This window comes from Clostridium sp. (assembly GCF_036642255.1).
Taxonomy (GTDB): Bacteria; Bacillota; Clostridia; order Clostridiales; family Clostridiaceae; genus Clostridium_J.
Genome location: NZ_JAVWDJ010000025.1, coordinates 1 through 19620, shown reverse-complemented (window position 1 = coordinate 19620; position 19620 = coordinate 1). Strand labels below are relative to the sequence as shown.

14 protein-coding genes are annotated in these 19620 nt (G+C 29.0%); all 14 read right to left on the bottom strand.

All coding sequences use genetic code 11. The features are described from left to right. Positions 1 to 184 precede the first annotated feature (184 nt). The 14 genes from RR409_RS13520 to RR409_RS13455 all read right to left on the bottom strand — a co-directional run bounded on the left by RR409_RS13520 (position 185) and on the right by RR409_RS13455 (position 19453). Positions 185 to 1933 (bottom strand): GTPase, encoded by a 1749-nt coding sequence (locus RR409_RS13520; protein ID WP_332558296.1) that lies wholly within the window; start codon positions 1931 to 1933, stop codon positions 185 to 187. Between the two features lie 3 nt (positions 1934 to 1936). Next, positions 1937 to 4093 carry a GTPase gene (locus RR409_RS13515; protein WP_332558295.1) on the bottom strand — a complete coding sequence of 719 codons (2157 nt, stop codon included), beginning with the start codon at positions 4091 to 4093 and terminating at the stop codon, positions 1937 to 1939. A 1002-nt stretch (positions 4094 to 5095) separates the two neighbouring features. After that, complete coding sequence (locus tag RR409_RS13510) at positions 5096 to 5494, bottom strand: hypothetical protein (RefSeq protein WP_332558294.1); 399 nt, start codon at positions 5492 to 5494, stop codon at positions 5096 to 5098. A 66-nt stretch (positions 5495 to 5560) separates the two neighbouring features. Then, on the bottom strand, positions 5561 to 6028 hold the full coding sequence (locus tag RR409_RS13505) for a hypothetical protein (protein ID WP_332558293.1): 468 nt from the start codon (positions 6026 to 6028) through the stop codon (positions 5561 to 5563). Positions 6029 to 6138: 110 nt separating this feature from the next. Continuing rightward, entirely contained in the window at positions 6139 to 7542 is a 1404-nt protein-coding gene (locus RR409_RS13500; RefSeq protein WP_332558292.1) for a hypothetical protein, read from the bottom strand. Positions 7543 to 7591: 49 nt separating this feature from the next. Continuing rightward, the gene (locus tag RR409_RS13495; protein WP_332558291.1) at positions 7592 to 8353 is read right to left on the bottom strand and encodes a TatD family hydrolase; all 762 of its coding nucleotides are present in this window, start codon (positions 8351 to 8353) and stop codon (positions 7592 to 7594) included. Further along, a complete protein-coding gene (gene qatC / locus RR409_RS13490; protein ID WP_332558290.1) occupies positions 8346 to 9761 on the bottom strand; it encodes a Qat anti-phage system QueC-like protein QatC in 1416 nt (471 codons plus the stop codon). Before qatC ends, RR409_RS13495 begins: the two co-directional genes overlap by 8 nt. Continuing rightward, on the bottom strand, positions 9745 to 10479 hold the full coding sequence (locus RR409_RS13485) for a hypothetical protein (RefSeq protein ID WP_332558289.1): 735 nt from the start codon (positions 10477 to 10479) through the stop codon (positions 9745 to 9747). Before RR409_RS13485 ends, qatC begins: the two co-directional genes overlap by 17 nt. Positions 10480 to 10489: 10 nt before the next feature. After that, complete coding sequence (locus RR409_RS13480; RefSeq protein ID WP_332558288.1) at positions 10490 to 12388, bottom strand: P-loop NTPase fold protein; 1899 nt, start codon at positions 12386 to 12388, stop codon at positions 10490 to 10492. Between the two features lie 30 nt (positions 12389 to 12418). Beyond that, positions 12419 to 12682 (bottom strand): hypothetical protein, encoded by a 264-nt coding sequence (locus tag RR409_RS13475; RefSeq protein ID WP_332558287.1) that lies wholly within the window; start codon positions 12680 to 12682, stop codon positions 12419 to 12421. Between the two features lie 1411 nt (positions 12683 to 14093). Further along, positions 14094 to 15092, bottom strand: coding sequence for a GGGtGRT protein (locus tag RR409_RS13470; RefSeq protein WP_332558286.1), 999 nt, complete (start codon positions 15090 to 15092; stop codon positions 14094 to 14096). An 18-nt stretch (positions 15093 to 15110) separates the two neighbouring features. Further along, a complete protein-coding gene (locus RR409_RS13465) occupies positions 15111 to 15803 on the bottom strand; it encodes a hypothetical protein (RefSeq protein WP_332558285.1) in 693 nt (230 codons plus the stop codon). Between the two features lie 403 nt (positions 15804 to 16206). Then, the gene (locus tag RR409_RS13460; RefSeq protein ID WP_332558284.1) at positions 16207 to 16797 is read right to left on the bottom strand and encodes a hypothetical protein; all 591 of its coding nucleotides are present in this window, start codon (positions 16795 to 16797) and stop codon (positions 16207 to 16209) included. Positions 16798 to 17380: 583 nt separating this feature from the next. After that, the gene (locus tag RR409_RS13455) at positions 17381 to 19453 is read right to left on the bottom strand and encodes a tetratricopeptide repeat protein (RefSeq protein ID WP_332558283.1); all 2073 of its coding nucleotides are present in this window, start codon (positions 19451 to 19453) and stop codon (positions 17381 to 17383) included. Positions 19454 to 19620: the final 167 nt, after the last annotated feature.

Below are 19620 nucleotides of genomic sequence, written 5' to 3'. Positions count from 1 at the left end.
TATTCATCAAGAAGAGTTCATGTTCGCCCTTACCAACACGTCTAAAATATTTTTTATATATTGTACTATGCTATTTTCTGTAGAGTTAGGTAAAATAACTTTAATATGATTTTGTGTACAATGATATTTTTTTGTCCAAGGCATAGTAATAAATATATAAAACCAACAAATAACTCTATGTTTTTTAATGTATACAATTAATACTCTTTACAAGACTACTTATTCTATTTTCTAAATCAAGTAATGACTTAGATTGCTCACTTTGCAATTTTTCTTCATTTCTTAAAGAACTAATACGATTGCTTATATTTTCTAACTCCTTATCATGTATATTGGAAAGTAGCTCTTGCTTTTTCTCTAAAGCATTATCTCTAATCTCATTTGCCCATGTCCTAAAATTATCCCTTGTTGCCGTTCTTGCATCCATTAAATGTTTTTCATTTTGTCCTTCCTGATACTCCTCATAAACAGCAATAAGTGGGGACGCTATTCCTGCAACTATAGCTATCTTTGGCCCAATTTTTGATACTACCTCTCCTACCTTACCCAATTTATCAACTATCTTCAGAGCCTCATATGGCTTAAATTTCTTTCCAAAGAAGTGTCCTACATCTAAGACAAACTTATGTGCATCACTCCCTGCAAGGGCTTTTAAACCTTTGCCAACATTTTCTGCATTTACACACCAGTTTTTAAAGCCATCTCCTGCTATGCCTAAAAATTTTCCAACGTCTTTTAACGCATCAGGAGCTTTTCTTAGCTTTTGTAAGTCCTGTTTCTCTTTTAAGTTTACATTAAAATCAATATCTTTACTAAAATCATTTAGTAATTCCTTATATATTGGTGAATCCTCTAAATCATTTATCTTTTTAATTAGGTCATCTAATTCTAAGTCAACAATATCTTCTATCTTAATACCTGTGTCACCACATAATCTATCCACTTTATCCTTTGTATCCTCAAATTCATCAGCTATGTCTTTTGAATTATTACTACTTGTTATCTTTGAAATAAACTCATTTGAGATATTTATAATTCCTGTATGTAGATTTTGAACTTCTCTCTCAATTTTTCTATCCATATTCTTTCGACTTCCTTCTACAAGGAATCTTTTTCGCATTAATAGCTCTTGTATTTTCCTTCTATCATCATCAGTAGATATTTCATTAAGTATCCTATTTAGATAGGTGTCAATTATATTTATTTCAGATATAAGCTTTCCCGCTATCCCTTTTTCTTTTATAAAGTTATTTAATCTTAGCACAAAGTCACTAAAATTACTTAAGACTATTAACTCTCTCTCATCATCTTCATCTGTTTCTTCCAATGCTTCTATATATTCTTTCGCATCAATAAAAGTCACTCTTAATTCATCCAATGTTTTAGGGTAGATAACTCTTTTAACATCATTTTCCCAGTTTACTTTGTTACTTATAGACTCTAAAGATATCTTATTGACTACTAACATCATCTTTGAAGACATATTCCTTTCAAAAGCTATCTTTTTAAAATCTTTAGCTATTAAGTCATCAAATCCCTGTGTAGTAACTACATAGACTAACAAATCAGCTAAATCCATGTGTCTATAAGCTAATTCATCATGCTCTTTATGGTCAGTTCCTATACCTGGAGTATCTACTAATAACACGTCACTCCACTTATATTCTGTAACCTTATCAGTTGTTATATTTTGCCCAACTTTTATATTCATATTTTCTGTTAATGCTGTAATAATAGAAGATTTTCCTGCTGAATACTGTCCAATAAATGCAATTTTAAAAACGTCATTCTTATTTTGCTCAGCAAGGTCATTTTTGTAATCTCTTATTAAGACTTTACAATTATTACTTTGAATTTTGTTAGTAATAATATCCAAATCCTTTTTTAACTCCTCAATATTCTTTTTATGCCTTATAAATTCTACCTGTTCCATAAATTATATCTCCTCAACACTAATATTAAAATCTTCAAATAATCTGTTTGTTAATCTAATGTTTCTTCCCTTCTTACCTATAATCTGTTTTACTTTCTCTTTTCCTGCCTTAATGGTTATATTAGGCATATTAACCTCAAACTCAACCTTATCTGTGTTAGCAGGGAATAAAGCCCTTTTTAGCAATTCGCTTGGTTCATTTATAAATTCTATATAAATAATTCTTTCTCCATTATATATACTCTCTAATAACTTTCTACTATCTTTTTCTTTCAGTGTTTCATCCTCATTCGTTAATATCTTCAACATTGCCCCTTGTTCTCTTGCGATTCTTATCATCAGACAGCCAAAGTTCTTCTTGTATGTTAGCTTATATAATACCTTAAATAGGTTAATATTTTCCTTATTAACTTCATCTCTGATATTTATTGTAGACTTTCTAATCATATTTAAGTATTTATACAATAAATCAATATTTTTGCTTAATTCAATGTTTATTTGCTTATATAAATTATCTACAATATTCTTTTCAAAAGCATGGCGTAATTTCTTACTTGTATCATTCTCCATTTTTTTAATATTTTTTTTCATATCATTCTTTATGTCTGATTTCTTTTTATCGTATCTACTATTATCATCCCCCCATAGCCATGAGAAAAGTGTAATGGCAGCCCCACCAACTCCTATTAAAGCCGAAACCCATCCTGCTGGATTCCAAAAATTTGTTAGAGTGACGAAGAATGCAAGGTCAAGTGCAACCCCACCCCAACGGGCTACTCTTCCTACTATCCCCTTCTTTAAATCACCAACATCACTAATATCACTATTAAAATTAAGATTATTAGTTTCAAATGTAATCTGCCTTGCAAATTCGTCTAAATATCTTTTAGCATCATCGAATAATTCGCTATATATGTCATTAACCTTTCTTTCAATATTATGGGATTCAAGCTTTCTTTTCCATATATCTTCTGCATCATTGTTACCTGCATAAGCATCGACAAATGAATCTACCTCTGATGATATCTGTGTGAAAATTTTTGAAATCTCACTTTCAATACTGGGTAAACCCTTTGACTTAAAATCAACGAACCAATTTCTAATCTCTGAATGCTTATCTCTGATATATTTGAGCCTTGGTTTCATTTCTTTGTAACTGCTCCAATATATGCTTTCTAAGCTATTTAAATAATATATAAAATCGTCTCTAAAACTAAGTATTCTTTTCTGTTTTCCTTGATTTACTATCAATTCTCTAAGCATGAACTTAACTCTATTCATATTTGATGCATTATACAGTTCTCTTTTTAAATCATCATCATCAACTCTTGTGCTTTCAAATGCAGATAATGCATGGATAGGAATTATTTGAAGATTATTGCTTCCTAAATACTTTTTTGAGTATTCATTTATCCTATCAATATTGCCAGCTTGGCCCTCATAGCTAACTATCTCCCTGCTTTTCTTCAAAAATCTTTTCCTATGCAATTCATTTTCTATGTCCATTTTAACATTTAATAGTATAATGATTGGCTTGTTTTGTGACTTAAGCTGTACCAATTTCTCGAATTCCGTCTCTTGTATGCTATCGTTTGTTACTAAGAACAATATTAAATCTGATTCATCTATTATACTCTCTGCAACCTTCACATCCTCTTCACCTTCATAAGCAGATATACCAGGAGTATCTATAATTCTTAGGTTATTCCAATAATATTCTTTAATATCTCGTGTAGTTCTTTGTCCACCTTTTCCAATGCTTTCACCATTTCCATTAGTTAATGCTTCCCTAATTGTGCTTTTTCCCGCCTTTGTCCTACCAAATAGAGTTACTGTAAATGTACTTAGATACTCACCTTTTTTCTCAATAGAATTTTCTATATTGGTTATGCCATTATTAAGATGCATCAATATTGTTTTATTTAAGTTTCCTAACAGTGAAATCAATTTTTCATCATTAGCTTCACCTAAAGATTGTGCCTGTTTGATAAAATCATTCAAGTTGTCATAACTATTATTCAATACATGTTTCAAATCAACAATCCTTTCTGTTAGGTATGCAACTTCTTTCTCTGCCGTGTCCTTGCATTCTTGTAATGCTTGTAAATATTCATCATAATTCACTTTGTGGTTCTTATCACTTCTTAGTATTCTAAACATCTTTATCATCCTCAGTAATAAATTTAATTGCATAATCTACGACTTACTGGTGCACAATAGACTTCTTTCAACTAATATTGTTATTTCTACAATACTTTACTAAACTCCTCTTTAAGTTAAAAAAGTCATGCGTAAAAGTAACTTAGGAGGGCACTATCCACATACCATCCCTAATCTATAATTATATTTGCTTAGCCTGTACTTTTTGAATTCATTTTTCAATAGTCCATACATTCTTCATACTATTGTATTGAAACAAAAGGTCTTATTTCACTCCTCTCTCAATTTCAAAGAATAGAGTTGTTCAAAGCAGAATTAAAATCTGAGGCTTTACGAGGTTATGGATTCCTGCTACGTCTCAATCTTTTTCTCTGATTTACTGGTAAAATAGAGAAACCAGGCAGGAAGCAGGAGTGAAAGCTCCCATTTCTGCCTGGTTTTATTGAACTACTTTAATCCTTATTAAATGACTTTAGTGCCGATTGGATGAGTTTATTAGTACATACAGTATCCATATCATTGGATTCTACTCATCGTTAAATGAACAACAAAGTTATTTTCTAACTTTGTTTCCCATTTTCCAACTTTTTTTCCGACAACAAAAAAATGTAGGCATACAATAAAGTCGTTCAAAACGCTGAGTAGGATTTAGAGATATAAGTCAAGAATCTACCGCTTATTCCATAACAACTATCTTTCTCCGCACCCTAACGTCTTGACTCTATCAAATAGTCGTAGCCCTTGGTATTACTGCACTTGCTCTACATTCTATCTTTATTTCTATCAAAAAACTATCTTTTCTCTATCGCAATCTCTATCCTTAATTCCATTATATATCAAAAAACAGAGAGAATCGAGCCTGAATTCGCTCTTTTCTCCTTGTTATTTTTGAATAACTTTATTAGATTTTGAATGAGTTTTTTAAACGTTGAATTAGATTGTTGACTACATACATAGTATAGGGTTAAGAATACAAAAATAAACTACTATTTAATAAAATACTTATATATTATTTTTATACTCTTCGAGTGATTTAATTCTTTGAATTAACTCTTCTTTTGCATATTTATGATTTAGCTTTTTTACAATATATAATGTCATCTCCAAAGCTTGAATAGTAGTATCTATACCTACCACTTTAGCAGAATATAAATCTGCTTCAATTTCATTATTTATATCTCTCTCATTTGTGCTATGCTTTAAATGGATATGCCCAATTTCATGTTCAAGTAATGCATTAAACTCTTGTGTAGGAAAATCATAGCACATTTTACCATTGTATAAAATGGCTCTTTTGTTCTCTTTTTTTATTGTAATTATAGACATTGGGGATTGACAATCTGGCGACTCATATACATCCAAACCTTTGTATTTATCTATAAATCTAATATTAATATCCATCTGCTAACCTCCAAAATAAACTTTATTTATCTTATTATAAGTCTTTATATCAATTTACTTCTGAGATTAAAGGAGATACCCCTCATATTTCAAATCTTCCGAACGCACTTTCTCACCATTTATAATGAAATAAAAGGTATTTCTTTTAAAAGCATCTTGGCCTATAAACTCACCTTCCACTGTATTGCCATTAATATTCACTTCATAATACTTATTTTTGACAAAAATAAGCTTCATCCAATTAGCATAAAACTTTGTATTATTTAGCTTTTTATTCTCAATACTTATTATATCTTGTTCTATATCAGCGAGTGTATCCTCTTGGTAGCATTCACATTGACTTTTAATACCATTCTTCTTATTTTCAAATTTAACAATTGAAAATAATACTGCTTCTCCGTAATTTTCTCCACCTTTTGTCTTAAATTTAAACTTATTTTCACAGTACAATGGGTCTTTTATAATAAAATTGCCCAAGTGCTTAAATTGAATTTCATATACTTTATACTTCTTAGTTTCTTTAATTAGTTTCATAGCTCTACTCCCTCCAAATAATAGTTATTGTATATATATTTTAATCTGAGAGAGTAGATATTACAGCTATTAACCAATTCTAAAAAGTGGGGGTAGAACACTAAACTATTTCAATAAATCTTCTCCATACCTTTTAGTGTTTTCATTAGCACTTTAAAAATTTCACTATAGATATTTATAAATGTTCTTCTTACAAATACTAAATCAGTATTATCATAAATTTTAAGTGTAATTTTATATAACTCTTTTTGTATGTAATTCTTTAACTTGTATACCTCAATCAAACCATCTTCCCTAAAAAAACCTCTACTTAACTTTTCTCTTATAAATAATGATTCTTTTATAGAGGTAAATTTAGGTGCTTCATTTGTTTTTAGCAAATTTCTAACTATGGTATTAGCACTTTTATTATTATACTTTATTTTACTTTCAATTACTTCTCTATACACAACCTTAATATGTTGCAGATAGTCCTCATATAATTCTCTTCCCGCATTGTTTCTTAAAAATTCAATTACTTTATTGCATCTTTGTAATTTCTCATTAAATCTTTCTATTTTTTCTTCTTTACCCTCAAGTATAATATTCATTAGTTCTTTTTTTGTTTTAATCTCTTTAATCCATCTTTGGTTACACATATATTCTTTATTAACATCTTTAAATTTTTCTTGGTCTTCATTCATCTCTTGTTCTAATACTTCTATTATATCAATATAGTTTTTGAGTTCATTTCTTCTATTTAACTTGAATAAATAAACAGCAAAAGAATTAAATATACCAAAATTTTCTTTATCACATTTAAATTCTTCATTATTATTTATATTTTTAATCAACTCATATATATCTAACATAGACTTTTTCTTCTGTATGCTATCTAAAACATTGTTTTTGATAATGAGGTAAATTATCCCTTGTAGAAATAAATAAGAGCAAGTATCCTCAATTAAATATGTAACGAGCATTTCTTGTTTTAAATTTTCTAATCCATTTCCCTTAAACAAATTTAATTCTTCATCTGCACTATTAGCATATTCTATTATTGGTTCATAAGCTTCCTGGAGGCTTTTTTCACAGTTATCTATTGAATGTCGTAAATGATGCCTAATCATGCTTTTATTTTCATAAGAAGCATAATATATTCCTTTTATTGAAGGTAAATTCGGTGTAAAATAAGGACTTTTATGTTCAGTTTTAATAAAGCTATCAATTAAGATTTCTAATTCTAAATCCATATCTTCTTTTTTCAAATTTCCAAGAATATTTCTGTTAGGAACTTTTTTAGCATTTTCTGTATTAAAGAAATCCTTCTGCGAATCCATAATTTTAAGCAATTCTGCTAAAAATAATGTTTGCTCATATTCACTAAATTTCTCTATTTTAAATTCAAAAATATCATCATTAATCAGATTATTATACAGATACTTAATTTTATTATATGTCTTATCTATATCACTTTTATCTTTATTTCCATCGTTTATTTTCTTTGCCAAATCATAGAGGTTAACTTCATTCATAACTCTTTCTCCTATTTATTGAATAAGAACAGTATATTAGAATAAATCTTCATATTATGTTATTGCCTTTATTCTGTTTATCATCCTGAATCTTTAATAATGTTCTTAAATTATTAAAGATTATTTTTCTAAAATCTTTTATACCAAGCAAATTTTCAAAACAATTATATATATCATCTAAATCTTTAGGCAAAACTTGTTTGTTGTTAAATTTTCCATATGGTGCATCAGTTTCAATAAGCATTCTCTCAATAGGTATCCTATTTATAGTTTTTCTACCTTTCTCATTTCTAAGCATAGAGCTATTAACTGAAAAATAGTATCCCTCTTCAACAATTTTATCAATTAAATTTAAATCACCTGTATACCAATGGAAAACTGCAAATCTAATATCGTTATTCCTAAGTATTTCTAATACCTCTTCTTCTGCATTCCTCGAATGAATTGATAAAATTTTATTAGTCCCAGTAGATTTCTTACAGATATAATCAAAAATTTCTATTTGTAAGTTTTTGTGAGAAATATAATTCTTAGAAAAATCTAATCCTACTTCTCCAATATACTTTGTTGTATACAAATACTTGTTAAACAAACGTTTATCAAACTTTTCCTCTCCTGCAAGTTGTGGGTTAAAACCCAAAGCAAACTTCACATACTTTGAATCGCTAAATGTAGATAAGCACCTCTCATATATACCAGGAAGGTTGGTAACAAATAAAGCATATATATTGTTTTCATCAAACCAATTATAAACTTTGAGATAATCTTTAAAATGGTCTATATGAATATGGAAGTCTATAAGGTTATTCATTTTCTCTTTCCTTTTCACTTCCCAAATAATCAAGTATTCCCCCATTATTCTTTCTATCTTCATCGGCAAACATTTCTAATAACTCTTCCATTGATTTTATATAAACCTCTTCATACTTATAAAGTTCTTCTATAGAAAGCTTACCATGCTTTAATAATAGATGTTTAATATAATTCTTATCATTTTTATGAATTAAATATCTTTTAAAAGTTAACAATAAAGCTTTTAAATCACTTGCTTTACCATTAACTGCATTAAACTCTTCTATAAAAGCTTTACTTAATTTATATTTAGGGTTATATTCTTTATTATTGTATCCAAAAGAATTTAAAGACGCCTTTCTAATTAAGCACGGATAGCAGTATCCACAATTTTTAGGTGGCTTATATCCATCATATCTTGACAAACAAGGATGTGAACATGATATAGTTAGCGATGCAAATTGCTTGAACACTTCATTATCCTTGTGTTCTTCAACTATTTCACCTTTAGTTTTAAAGGCATAGAAATTACTTATCTTATTGCCTATGCCTAATTTATCAAGTATAGCATTGAAAGATTTTATAAAATATACATGAGTTGTTCTTGTACTGCAACTTCCGTTCCTACTATCTGTTAAAGGTACATTTATCCCTATAAATCCGTTCTCTGGTATATAAACAGGTATCTCAGGTCCTATCATAGATGCAACTAAAATTGCACCTGATAAGAATAAAAATGACCTACTCCTGCTTGTACTCTCTATCTTTCCACATATAGGATTTCCGTCAATACTAAGTGGTGGCAAAGGTGTAACACTAAATAGCTTAACTATTTTATTTATATTTGAGTAGTAACTATCTATTGCATTAAACAATTCCGTCTGTCTTTGAGATATTAGGTTGTACTCTCTAAAGCCTACAAAGCACGTTCTTGTTTTATCCTCCATCAACTTTAAAGCTCCACAGAACGAGTCTAATCCTCCAGAAAACAACGAAACAGCATCAAAATTTTTTATATTTTCATTATTTAGCTTCTTATTATTAGTCCTAAACCTCTCATTGCTTTTTCTAAATACTAAACTCCAAATATCTCCACTAAGAAAACCTAACATCACCTCAAGTTCATTTTGGACACTATTCCATTTTTCTAATTCAATAACAGGAATGTTCATTTCAATATGTCTTGTCCAACTATCCTCGAATTTACCTCTAAGAACCCTCTTGTCGGCACAAAATAAGCTAATTGCTATTAATAACAAATCCTCATGTAACTTAGATACGTTCTCTATCCCAAATTGTTGCCATAACTCTTCAACATCAGTTTTTACATTTGATTTATTACTCTTATCCAATAAGTTAAATACAAAGGCATTTTCATAATACTTAGGAGGTGTATCTTCGCTTTGTTTATTAATCCATATTTTCATCTAAATCCTCCTTCCACATCTTAAATATTTCAAAAGCTTCCCTACATTTTCTATCTATGAAGTCCCTACCCTGATGACTCTTCCACTCTATCTTACTTAAATCTTCAAATGTATATTTTCTTTCAATTTCCACCCTGATAAAATCTTTTATTATATTCTCAGCCTTAATATATTCATTTAAGTTTTTGCATAGCCCTTCAATTTTTTCAGAGAAATTAGTTAAAAAGCTCTTTTGTGTAAATGCTGTTATGAAATCTACTATAAATTTATTCATATCCATATTCTGAATAATATCATCAAAGCTTTGTTCGTCAGTTACACCCAACATATTTTCCATTAATAGTTCTGACATGCTGTCTCTTACAATATTCTTATCTAAGCTACTTCCATCACCTGCAAAATAGTCTAAAAGCCCCATATATACTTCTTCATTGCTTTTACCAACCAAATCTTGCAAACCAGCTCTATTTAGGGCTTCATTAAATCCATATAACTTTGAATTACTAAAAAACTCTATTGACCTTGAACCTGCCCTTGATAAAGTGCTAAACGCTCCACCAGTTCCACTGTTTGATGACATCATGGCATTTGAAAACTTGCCCATAGCCTTTCCAATGGAACTTCTTTGAAAATTATTTTTCACCATCCCTGTAACTGCTCTTTTAGTTTCACTCCATGCCTGACCAGTTGGTGGCAGGTATCCTTTTGACGTACCCATTTTATACCCCCTATTTGTCTAAAAGCCTATCCCATAAAGCTTCATTTATTATTTTCTTTTCGATATAGTATTTTTTTAATTCATCAATTTGTTCTGAATTTATTTTGTATATATACTGAAGTAATTTTATAAAAGGTGGTGTTAATTCACCTTTTTTAACATTCTTAAATGCATCAAGTATTTTATCTCTATATTCATCATGAAGCTCATAGATATTGATTAATACTTCAAAATATTCTACATGGTCTTGATTAAATTTAGAGATAATACCTTTTATTATTTCATCTTTTTTATTTGGAGCGTATTCTTTTATTTCTTTTACTTTTCTCCTTCTTGTTGTATTATCTAATCCCTTCTTACAAATTTCATTTATTTTTCTTCTCTCTTCAAGCCCCAAATCTAACATTGAGATATTCTTATCTTTTACTGATTCCCTTGCTAAGTAAAAATATTGCCTTAGGTCATAAGTATATAATCCAGTTGGCTCTGCAAACATCCACCTTTTTATAACATCTTTTTCCCATGAACTATATTCAGACTTGGTAATTTTTTCGCCATTTAAAATAGCAGTTTCGATTTCGCTTAATTCATTAGCTATTCCACCATTCTCGAATTGCCATTTATATAATTGTTTAAAAAGACTTAAATCAACATATTCCAGCACCATTAACTTCGCTAATATTGCTAAATTTAAATCTAATTTTTGAATATCAGATAGCTTCTTTCTAACATAAAATGTATTTAAAAACCTTTTAGCTTGTCTCGGATTTCCTTTTAAAGTAACTGAGATAATATCGCCTATTTTGCTGAAAATATCAAGTTGATTATTAAAATCATCTAATTTTTGCCCTTCTTTTATGCATTCATCATATGTATCATTTATTTCTCTTAATTTATCTTTTATATCTACAGAACTTATTATCTCCCCTTTAGTAAACAAACCTTCAGATTTTAAATCTTCAAGTAAAGTAGTTAAGCTTTCCTTTTTCAAATACATCTCACATATTAATAGCATCATATAGTTTTTTATATCTATATCAGAAAGTTCTGGTAGCTTGATTGGTAATTGCACAATTTTCTCTATATAGTCTTTAGAGACATCTATTTCATCTCCTTGAGCTAATTGAGGATATTTCTTTTTAACAGAATATCTAATTACATCTTCATCCATTGCAATAATAAATGTAGTCTTCTTTACTGATAAAAATAGTTTTACTGCTTCTAATGTCTCTAATATTCTTTCAGGACTACATCTATCTAAATCATCAATTATGATAATTAGGTTATCTATATTGGATTTCTCGTCTGTTATTAATTCTTCAAATTCTTTTCTAAATGTCCTTATATTTTCCACTATACTTTCTTTATCTTCATCATCACTATCTTTTAGAAACTTTTTAAGCTTAGATATATTTCCCCCTATCTTTTCAATATCTTCTTCTTTAGTAAAGTCAACATTTTTAATACCTTCAATAGAACTTAGTATTGTAGGGATAGGATTTCCTGTTGCTAAGCTTAGTGCCAGAGGAAGCCCTTTCTTCGCTAAAGCACTTCCTACTCTAATCCAATCTACCTTTTTAATTAATTTCCCTAAGCCCTCTTTACATTCTTCTGATACCTTTTTATTATCCTCTATAGCTCTTAAAATTGAATCCATTAAGGCTGTTTTTGCGTCATCATATCCTTCAAATACCCATGCATTAACCATTAAAGAAACAACCTTTTTATCTGTAACCTTTTCAATTTTATCATTTAGTAAGTTGAGGAGAGTAGATTTACCACTCCCCCAGCTTCCTAACAAACCTATAGTTAAAGGATTCATTCTTCCACTTACAGCTATATCATATACTAATTGTGCATACGGTTCATATGAAAGCATATCTATTTCTGAAACATTATCTGACCACATCTTGCCTCCCACCTTTCGTTTATTACCAATTTAATTATATTCTTCTAAAGTAAATATTAAATTTTGTATATACTTACTTATTTTTGAACTATACTTGTCATTTATCCCTGCCTTTCTCATCACCTTCCATTCTTTAACCTCTTCCACTTCTTTCTCAAGTTCATCAATAGCCCCCTTGAGTCTCTTGTTTTGAAAATCCGTTATACTTTCTACATATATTTGTAGATATTCCTTTGTATTAGGTAGTTTGTCCAAGTGTTTTTCAAGCAATGAAATCTTACCTATTTTTTCCAATCTTGCTTATGGCAACTCTTTCTGGTTTTCCTTCACCATTTAATAAACATTCAACTATATCCCTAACTTGATTAAGAATTTCACTATCTCTTTTTTTTAATCTATCTTACTAACTATTTTACACTTTTTAGCATTTTAATGGTATGTTTGTCGAACCATTTTTTATCAATTCTATATAGCCAATTATATTCTCCGCTACTTTAAATCTCTTTCAATTTGTCTCATATGTAACTTTTAAACTATTCGATTGTTCATTATCTCTGTCCATACTTCCCCAAAGTTTTTAATCTTTTTATTCTATATATATTATTTTTGTCTACATCCATACTACTTTAGCTATATACAAATCCACAAGAACATGTGAATATTCCAATAAATTTCTTTTATAATCATACCTCACCCGTAAATCATAAATAGAATTATAAATAATGCTCTGCTCCTATATTCAACCGTGTCCGTGGTGTTTCTGTAGCCTTACAATAAATTTCTTCAAAACCCCAGTACTCACTCTCCCTTACTCCATTTTATTTTCACACCATTTTCCTATTTCATATGATTTAATAAAGTCGTTCAAATTAGAGCTAAAGACCAAAGTTTCAATGAGATGAAAAAGCTCTTGGTATTCCCACCTTTTTTCTCTTTCCTCAATTTTTATTCCTATCTTTTCCTGTGCCTACTTTCCCCATATCTAAAACCCACTTAATCCTACTTACCATATCTCTAATAAAAAGAAACAGAGAGAACCGAGTGTATCTTCACCCTTTTCCCTCTGTATTTTTTGAATGAATTTATTGGATTTTCAATGAATTTATATAGTACAAACATTATATATGGCTAAGGATTAAGGATTAATTATTAAAGATAAAGAATATCGTATAAGTTAAAAAGGATAACTTATACTCATAAATAGAATGTACAAGTTATCTTGTAATATAAAAAATATAAATAGTAAGATTATATTGTATTATAAATATACTTCTTGTAATGAGTTTATATATTGCCTTATTATTTATATCCTCATATCTTATACTCTTTTCCCTTTAAAATAATTCCTTAGAATTATTTTCCTATCTATGTTCCCTTATAAAAAATCTCCCCAAAATCTCCCACCCACGCTCAAGCCGCAAGCCACCTTACTTTCCACCTATTTACGCACGTTTTCATCATAATAAAGTCCACCACGAAAATCACGCATTTTTCTCAACTTACCCACAGATTAGGATTAAGGGTCAATGGTAAAATCATAATAAACTCCCCCAAAAATATCATGAAAAAAAAGCCCTGTATTTAGCCATTTAAGACCAAATACAAGGCTTGTGTTTTAAGTGTTTTTCCCGAACTTTGTTATGAGTTTGGGGAGTTTTTTTATTAGTTGGGGATTTTTATTAGTTGGATACAGTAAGTTATAATATTATCTCATTGCCTCTTCAATAGCAACAGCTACAGCAACTGATGCACCAACCATTGGATTATTACCCATACCGATTAGTCCCATCATTTCTACGTGTGCTGGTACTGAAGATGATCCTGCAAATTGTGCATCAGAGTGCATTCTTCCCATGGTATCTGTCATACCATAAGAAGCTGGACCTGCTGCCATGTTGTCAGGATGAAGTGTTCTTCCTGTACCACCACCGGATGCTACTGAGAAGAATTTCTTACCCATTTCAATACATTCTTTTTTGTATGTTCCTGCTACTGGATGTTGGAATCTCGTTGGGTTAGTTGAGTTTCCCGTTATGGACACATCAACACCTTCATGATGCATGATTGCTACCCCTTCTCTAACATCATCAGCTCCAAAGCATCTAACCTTTGCTCTTTCACCTTTTGAATAAGAAGTCTCATTAGTTATTTCTAATTTTCCAGAATAATAATCGAATTTAGTTTGAACGTAAGTAAACCCATTAATTCTTGAAATTATCATTGCAGCATCTTTTCCAAGTCCATTTAAAATAACTCTTAAAGGTTCTTTTCTTACTCTATTTGCTGATCTTGCAAGTCCGATGGCTCCTTCTGCAGCTGCGAAAGATTCATGACCTGCTAAGAATGCAAAGCATTTAGTTTCTTCTCTAAGAAGCATCGCTGCAAGTCTTCCGTGGCCAATACCAACTTTTCTGTCATCAGCAACGGAACCAGGAATACAAAATGCTTGTAATCCTTCACCTAAAACCTCTGCAGCTTCAGCAGCGTTTGTACATCCTTTTTTAATTGCTATTGCGGCTCCTACTATGTATGCCCAGCATGCATTTTCAAAAGCAATAGGCTGTATTCCTTTTACTAAATTGTAAACATCTATGCCTTTTTCATCACAAATACTTTTAGCTTCTTCTAAAGATCCTATTCCATACTGATTAAGTACAGGTAAAATCTGATTTATTCTTCTTTCAAAACTTTCAAATAATGCCATATTACCTTCCTCCATTCCTTATTCATGTCTTGGATCTATGATCTTATGAGCTTCCTCAAATCTACCATATGTTCCAGTGGCTTTTTTCATAGCCTCGTTTGCATCTATTCCCCTTTTTATCATGTCCATCATTTTTCCAAGATGAATAAATTCGTATCCAATTACTTGGCTTTCTTCATCAAGAGCTATTCTATTAACATAACCCTCAGCCATTTCTAAATATCTAGTTCCTTTATCTTTTGTTCCAAACATTGTACCTACTTGGCTTCTTAAGCCTTTTCCTAAGTCTTCTAATGAAGCACCTATAGGTAGTCCACCTTCTGAGAAAGCTGTTTGTGTTCTTCCGTATACTATTTGCAAAAATAGTTCTCTCATAGCTGTATTTATAGCATCACAAACTAAGTCTGTGTTAAGGGCTTCTAGAATTGTTTTTCCTGGTAATATCTCAGATGCCATTGCAGCTGAATGTGTCATTCCAGAACATCCTAGAGTTTCAACTAAAGCCTCTTCGATAATTCCATCTTTAACATTTAATGTTAACTTAGTAGCTCCTTGTTGTGGTGCACACCAACCTACACCATGAGTTAACCCAGATATATCTTTGACTTCTTTAGCTTGTACCCATTTTCCTTCTTGTGGTATTGGTGCTGATCCATGATTTGGTCCTTTTGCGACACACATCATTTGCTGAACTTCATGTGAATAAATCATAATAATCTCCTTCCTCTTGCTGAAATATATAACCTTAAATTTGTAATTCCACCTAATTAAAGCTTTTGTACTTAGGAATTTTTATAGGTTATAAAATGTTTATGGGACAAAATTTATCCCACACTGGGCAAAATTAGTAAAATGACTAACTCATTTTACCAAATATATTTACAATTAACAATAGCTTGTAAGTATATTTGGTAACTTTAATCCAAATTTCATACGTTTTTTTATTTTTTGAAGATGTTAATTCAAAAATATATCAGTATTTCAATTTATTTGCTCCTTCTGTTAAATAAAAAATTCTTAATTTTAGATTTCTTACCTAAAATTAAGAATTGTTTTGGAGCACTTTTAAGGAAGTGAATTCCAGATTTAAACACTTTAAATTATCCAATTTACATTATAATTCTTGTAATTCCTTTGAAATTAAATTGTAATACATATCCCATTTATCTTTATTAACACCAATTTCAACAATATTTCCGCTATCATCAATATAAGTTAAAGTTTCATCACTTAACTTTTCTGGATTTACTCTTGTTAAATATTGATACATTCTCTTTATATCTTTTATTACCTTTTTTGAAAGGTGATCTAGTGCCTTAAATACTGCGTTTTCATATGAAAAACTTTGTTCTTGATTAACTATAGATAATATAGTGTCTACAGCATTAAAAAATCTATCCTCATCTTGTATTGCCCAGTTATCAAAGTTAGAGATATAACAGTCATAAATAATAGCCGCGAAAATTTGGTTGTGATAATTGAAAGTTTTATCATTCTCATAAAGTTCAGTATGTGAATAAAAGTCTTTACAAACTCTTAGAGCTTTTTCATTATTACTACACATTCTTAAACATCTGATATAATCCATATAATCATCTCTTGTAAAAACCGTTTCTTTTCTCTCATAAATTGACTCGTAAATTTGCAGAGCTTCTTCATATTGTAAGCAATCTAGTAAATCCTTGGCATGAGATTTTACCATCATTTTACTCTCCCCTTTTTGCTTTTTACATTATTAGATAATTGCAATATAATAAATAATATTATTCATATAATATTATATGCTACAATTTGTGTTAATGTATACTGCATTTTGTGATTTAAAATAATTATTTTATTGCAATTTAATAAACATAACTTGCATATGTTACTATCTTCACAATTAAAAAAATTAAAATCTGTATTGAAAAAGATTTTTCTGTACTATAACAACAGAATCTTGTGGTGAAATACTTTATCACTTACTTAATTTTTTTCTAATTACATAAAAATAGTATATTTTATCACTAATAATCCTTCTAAATGCTAATTTATTCTAGAATTTATTATAGTGTTATTTATAAACTTAGGGCCTAGTATGTATAAATTCCTTCATCTAGTTAATATTTTCTCAATATTAATTTATATAAATAAGTTTATTGATATTTAAAATCCTTTAAAATTTTCTATGCAAATGTTTTATTACATGTTTTGCTTAGTATTTGTTCCATAATATGGTATAGGAAATTTTATAAAAATAAGACAGTGTCAACATTATTTTAGTTTTCACACTGTCTTGTAATTACAATTTATTTATTATTTATTTTATTTAGACATATATTCTTAAAGTTGTAAGCTTCATCATAATGATCATCAATGTCTAAGGCTTTATTACAAGCTTCAATTGCCTCATTATAATCACCGTTTTTAAAATAAATTTTACCTTTCAAAAGATAGTACCTTTCATCCTTAGTTATTTCTACTGCATTATTGATAAACACAAGAGATTTTTTAAAGTCAAATTCACTAATAGAATAAAAGTAATACGCTATTAAATAATAGATTTTATCTTGTCTTGAATGAATGTCAAACATACCCATTAAAAAATTTAGTATTTCCTTTTTAGGTAAAAATGTTTTTCTGACTCTTCCCAAATTAGTATCTTTTAACGATAGTTTTAGTAAACTATCAATAGCTTCGGTATACTTATGACTTCTAATAAGGACAAATATTTTATTGATATTGATAAAAATCTCACTATTATCTAAAACTAGTGCCTTATCAATATACATAAGTGCTTTATCATACTCCTCAATTTCAAAATGCGTTCGGGCAAACAAATTAAAATACTTTGCATCGGTATCATTTAAACTAATGGCTTTATTTAAGTTATTAATAACCTCAGAATATGCGTAACAATCCAGTTCATGCACTCCTTTGGCATCCTTTATAGTAGATTGAGAACTGTTCAATATTCGAAGTACCAATACTATTGCTCTACCCTTTCGATAATACCCTCTATCACAATGAGGGTTAAACTCTATTAGTCTATCATAAATTCTTATAGCTTTATTATAATTCTCAATAATTTGAAATATAGTGTAATTAACTTTTATTACTTCGTATTCTTCACCTAGATATAAGCAAATCTCTTCAGTTCTTAAAGTCCAATATTCCTTATCTAGATTAAGTTCTAAGGCTTTGTCGCAATATTGAAGTACAATATTACTCTTATCATCAAGATTTAAATCATCTCTATTAAGTATAAGTAAAACCTGGTGTTGAAGATACATACTGAAATTTTCCTTGTAAAATTTCAGATTTTCTACTTCAAAGGACTTTTCTAGTGTGAAAATCAAACATTCATAGGCCTGAATTTTAATTTTAGCCTTAACATTAATTTCATCAATTATTGTTTTTAATACCTCTAGTCCTTCATTATACATTCCTTCTCTTAGAAGTATAGATCCTTTATAATATAAATAGTTGTGATAATCCTTATTTTTTACATTTATAACCCTATCTAATATTTCTAATATAATCTCATATTTATTTTGGTGTCGCGATTTTTTTACTTTTTCATCAACTAGTTCCTTTATTTTTTTGTCTATGTATTCTTTGTTTATAGCTCCTAGTTCCCTAAACTCAGAATTAGCTTCAACTTCATAGAATCTTATATAAATATTTATTAACTCTATATAATATCCATTTGCTTTTAATATATCTTTTCCGTTTTCAATAGCACTTAAATAATTTATATGATTACTATTTACAGCATTATGATATTCATCATTTTCTTCTTCCTTAATGATAACATCTAATAGTTTCATATAAGTATTATAAAGTTTTGCATATTCTTTAATATTTATATAATCAGTACAAAGATTTAAATAGAATTCCTTTAAAAACTCTCCAACTCTTGCAACATTTTCTCCAAAAATCTCCAAATCTCCATAACTTTTATTGTTTCTTATTAAAAATTTAAGTCCTTGATAGTAAGAATCAAATGCACCTTCATAATCTTTTAACTTTTCCAATAACTTACCCTTATGATTAAAAATAAATTCATCAGTTGAGTATTCAGAACTTAGCTGGATATAATGAAGCGCTTCCCTAAAATCTTCTACCTCATAGTAAGCAAAAGATAACAAGTCATAAGCTTCCTCACTTATCTTGAATTTTATAGCACTTTTAAGACATTCTATAGCTTCATTAAACCTGTCTAATTTAAGATACATCTTACCCTTAAGTATTAATACATCATAATTATTATTAGATTCTAAATCCTTACTTAATTTATCAATTATTTTTTCAGCTTCAATTTTGGTAATGTTTCTATAATTATCATACTTCTCTTCTATATTAAACTTATTGTAATCCATATTCTGCTCCTTAGAAATAAAATTTAAATAGAATTTAAAAGAGTTCCTATACCACTTTAATAAATAATATAGATATCTTTAAAATTATTAATCATTATAATTCTACCATATTATTAAGAACATAAGGGATAATTATCACATAATCTTATTGGTATTATTAGGTTGGC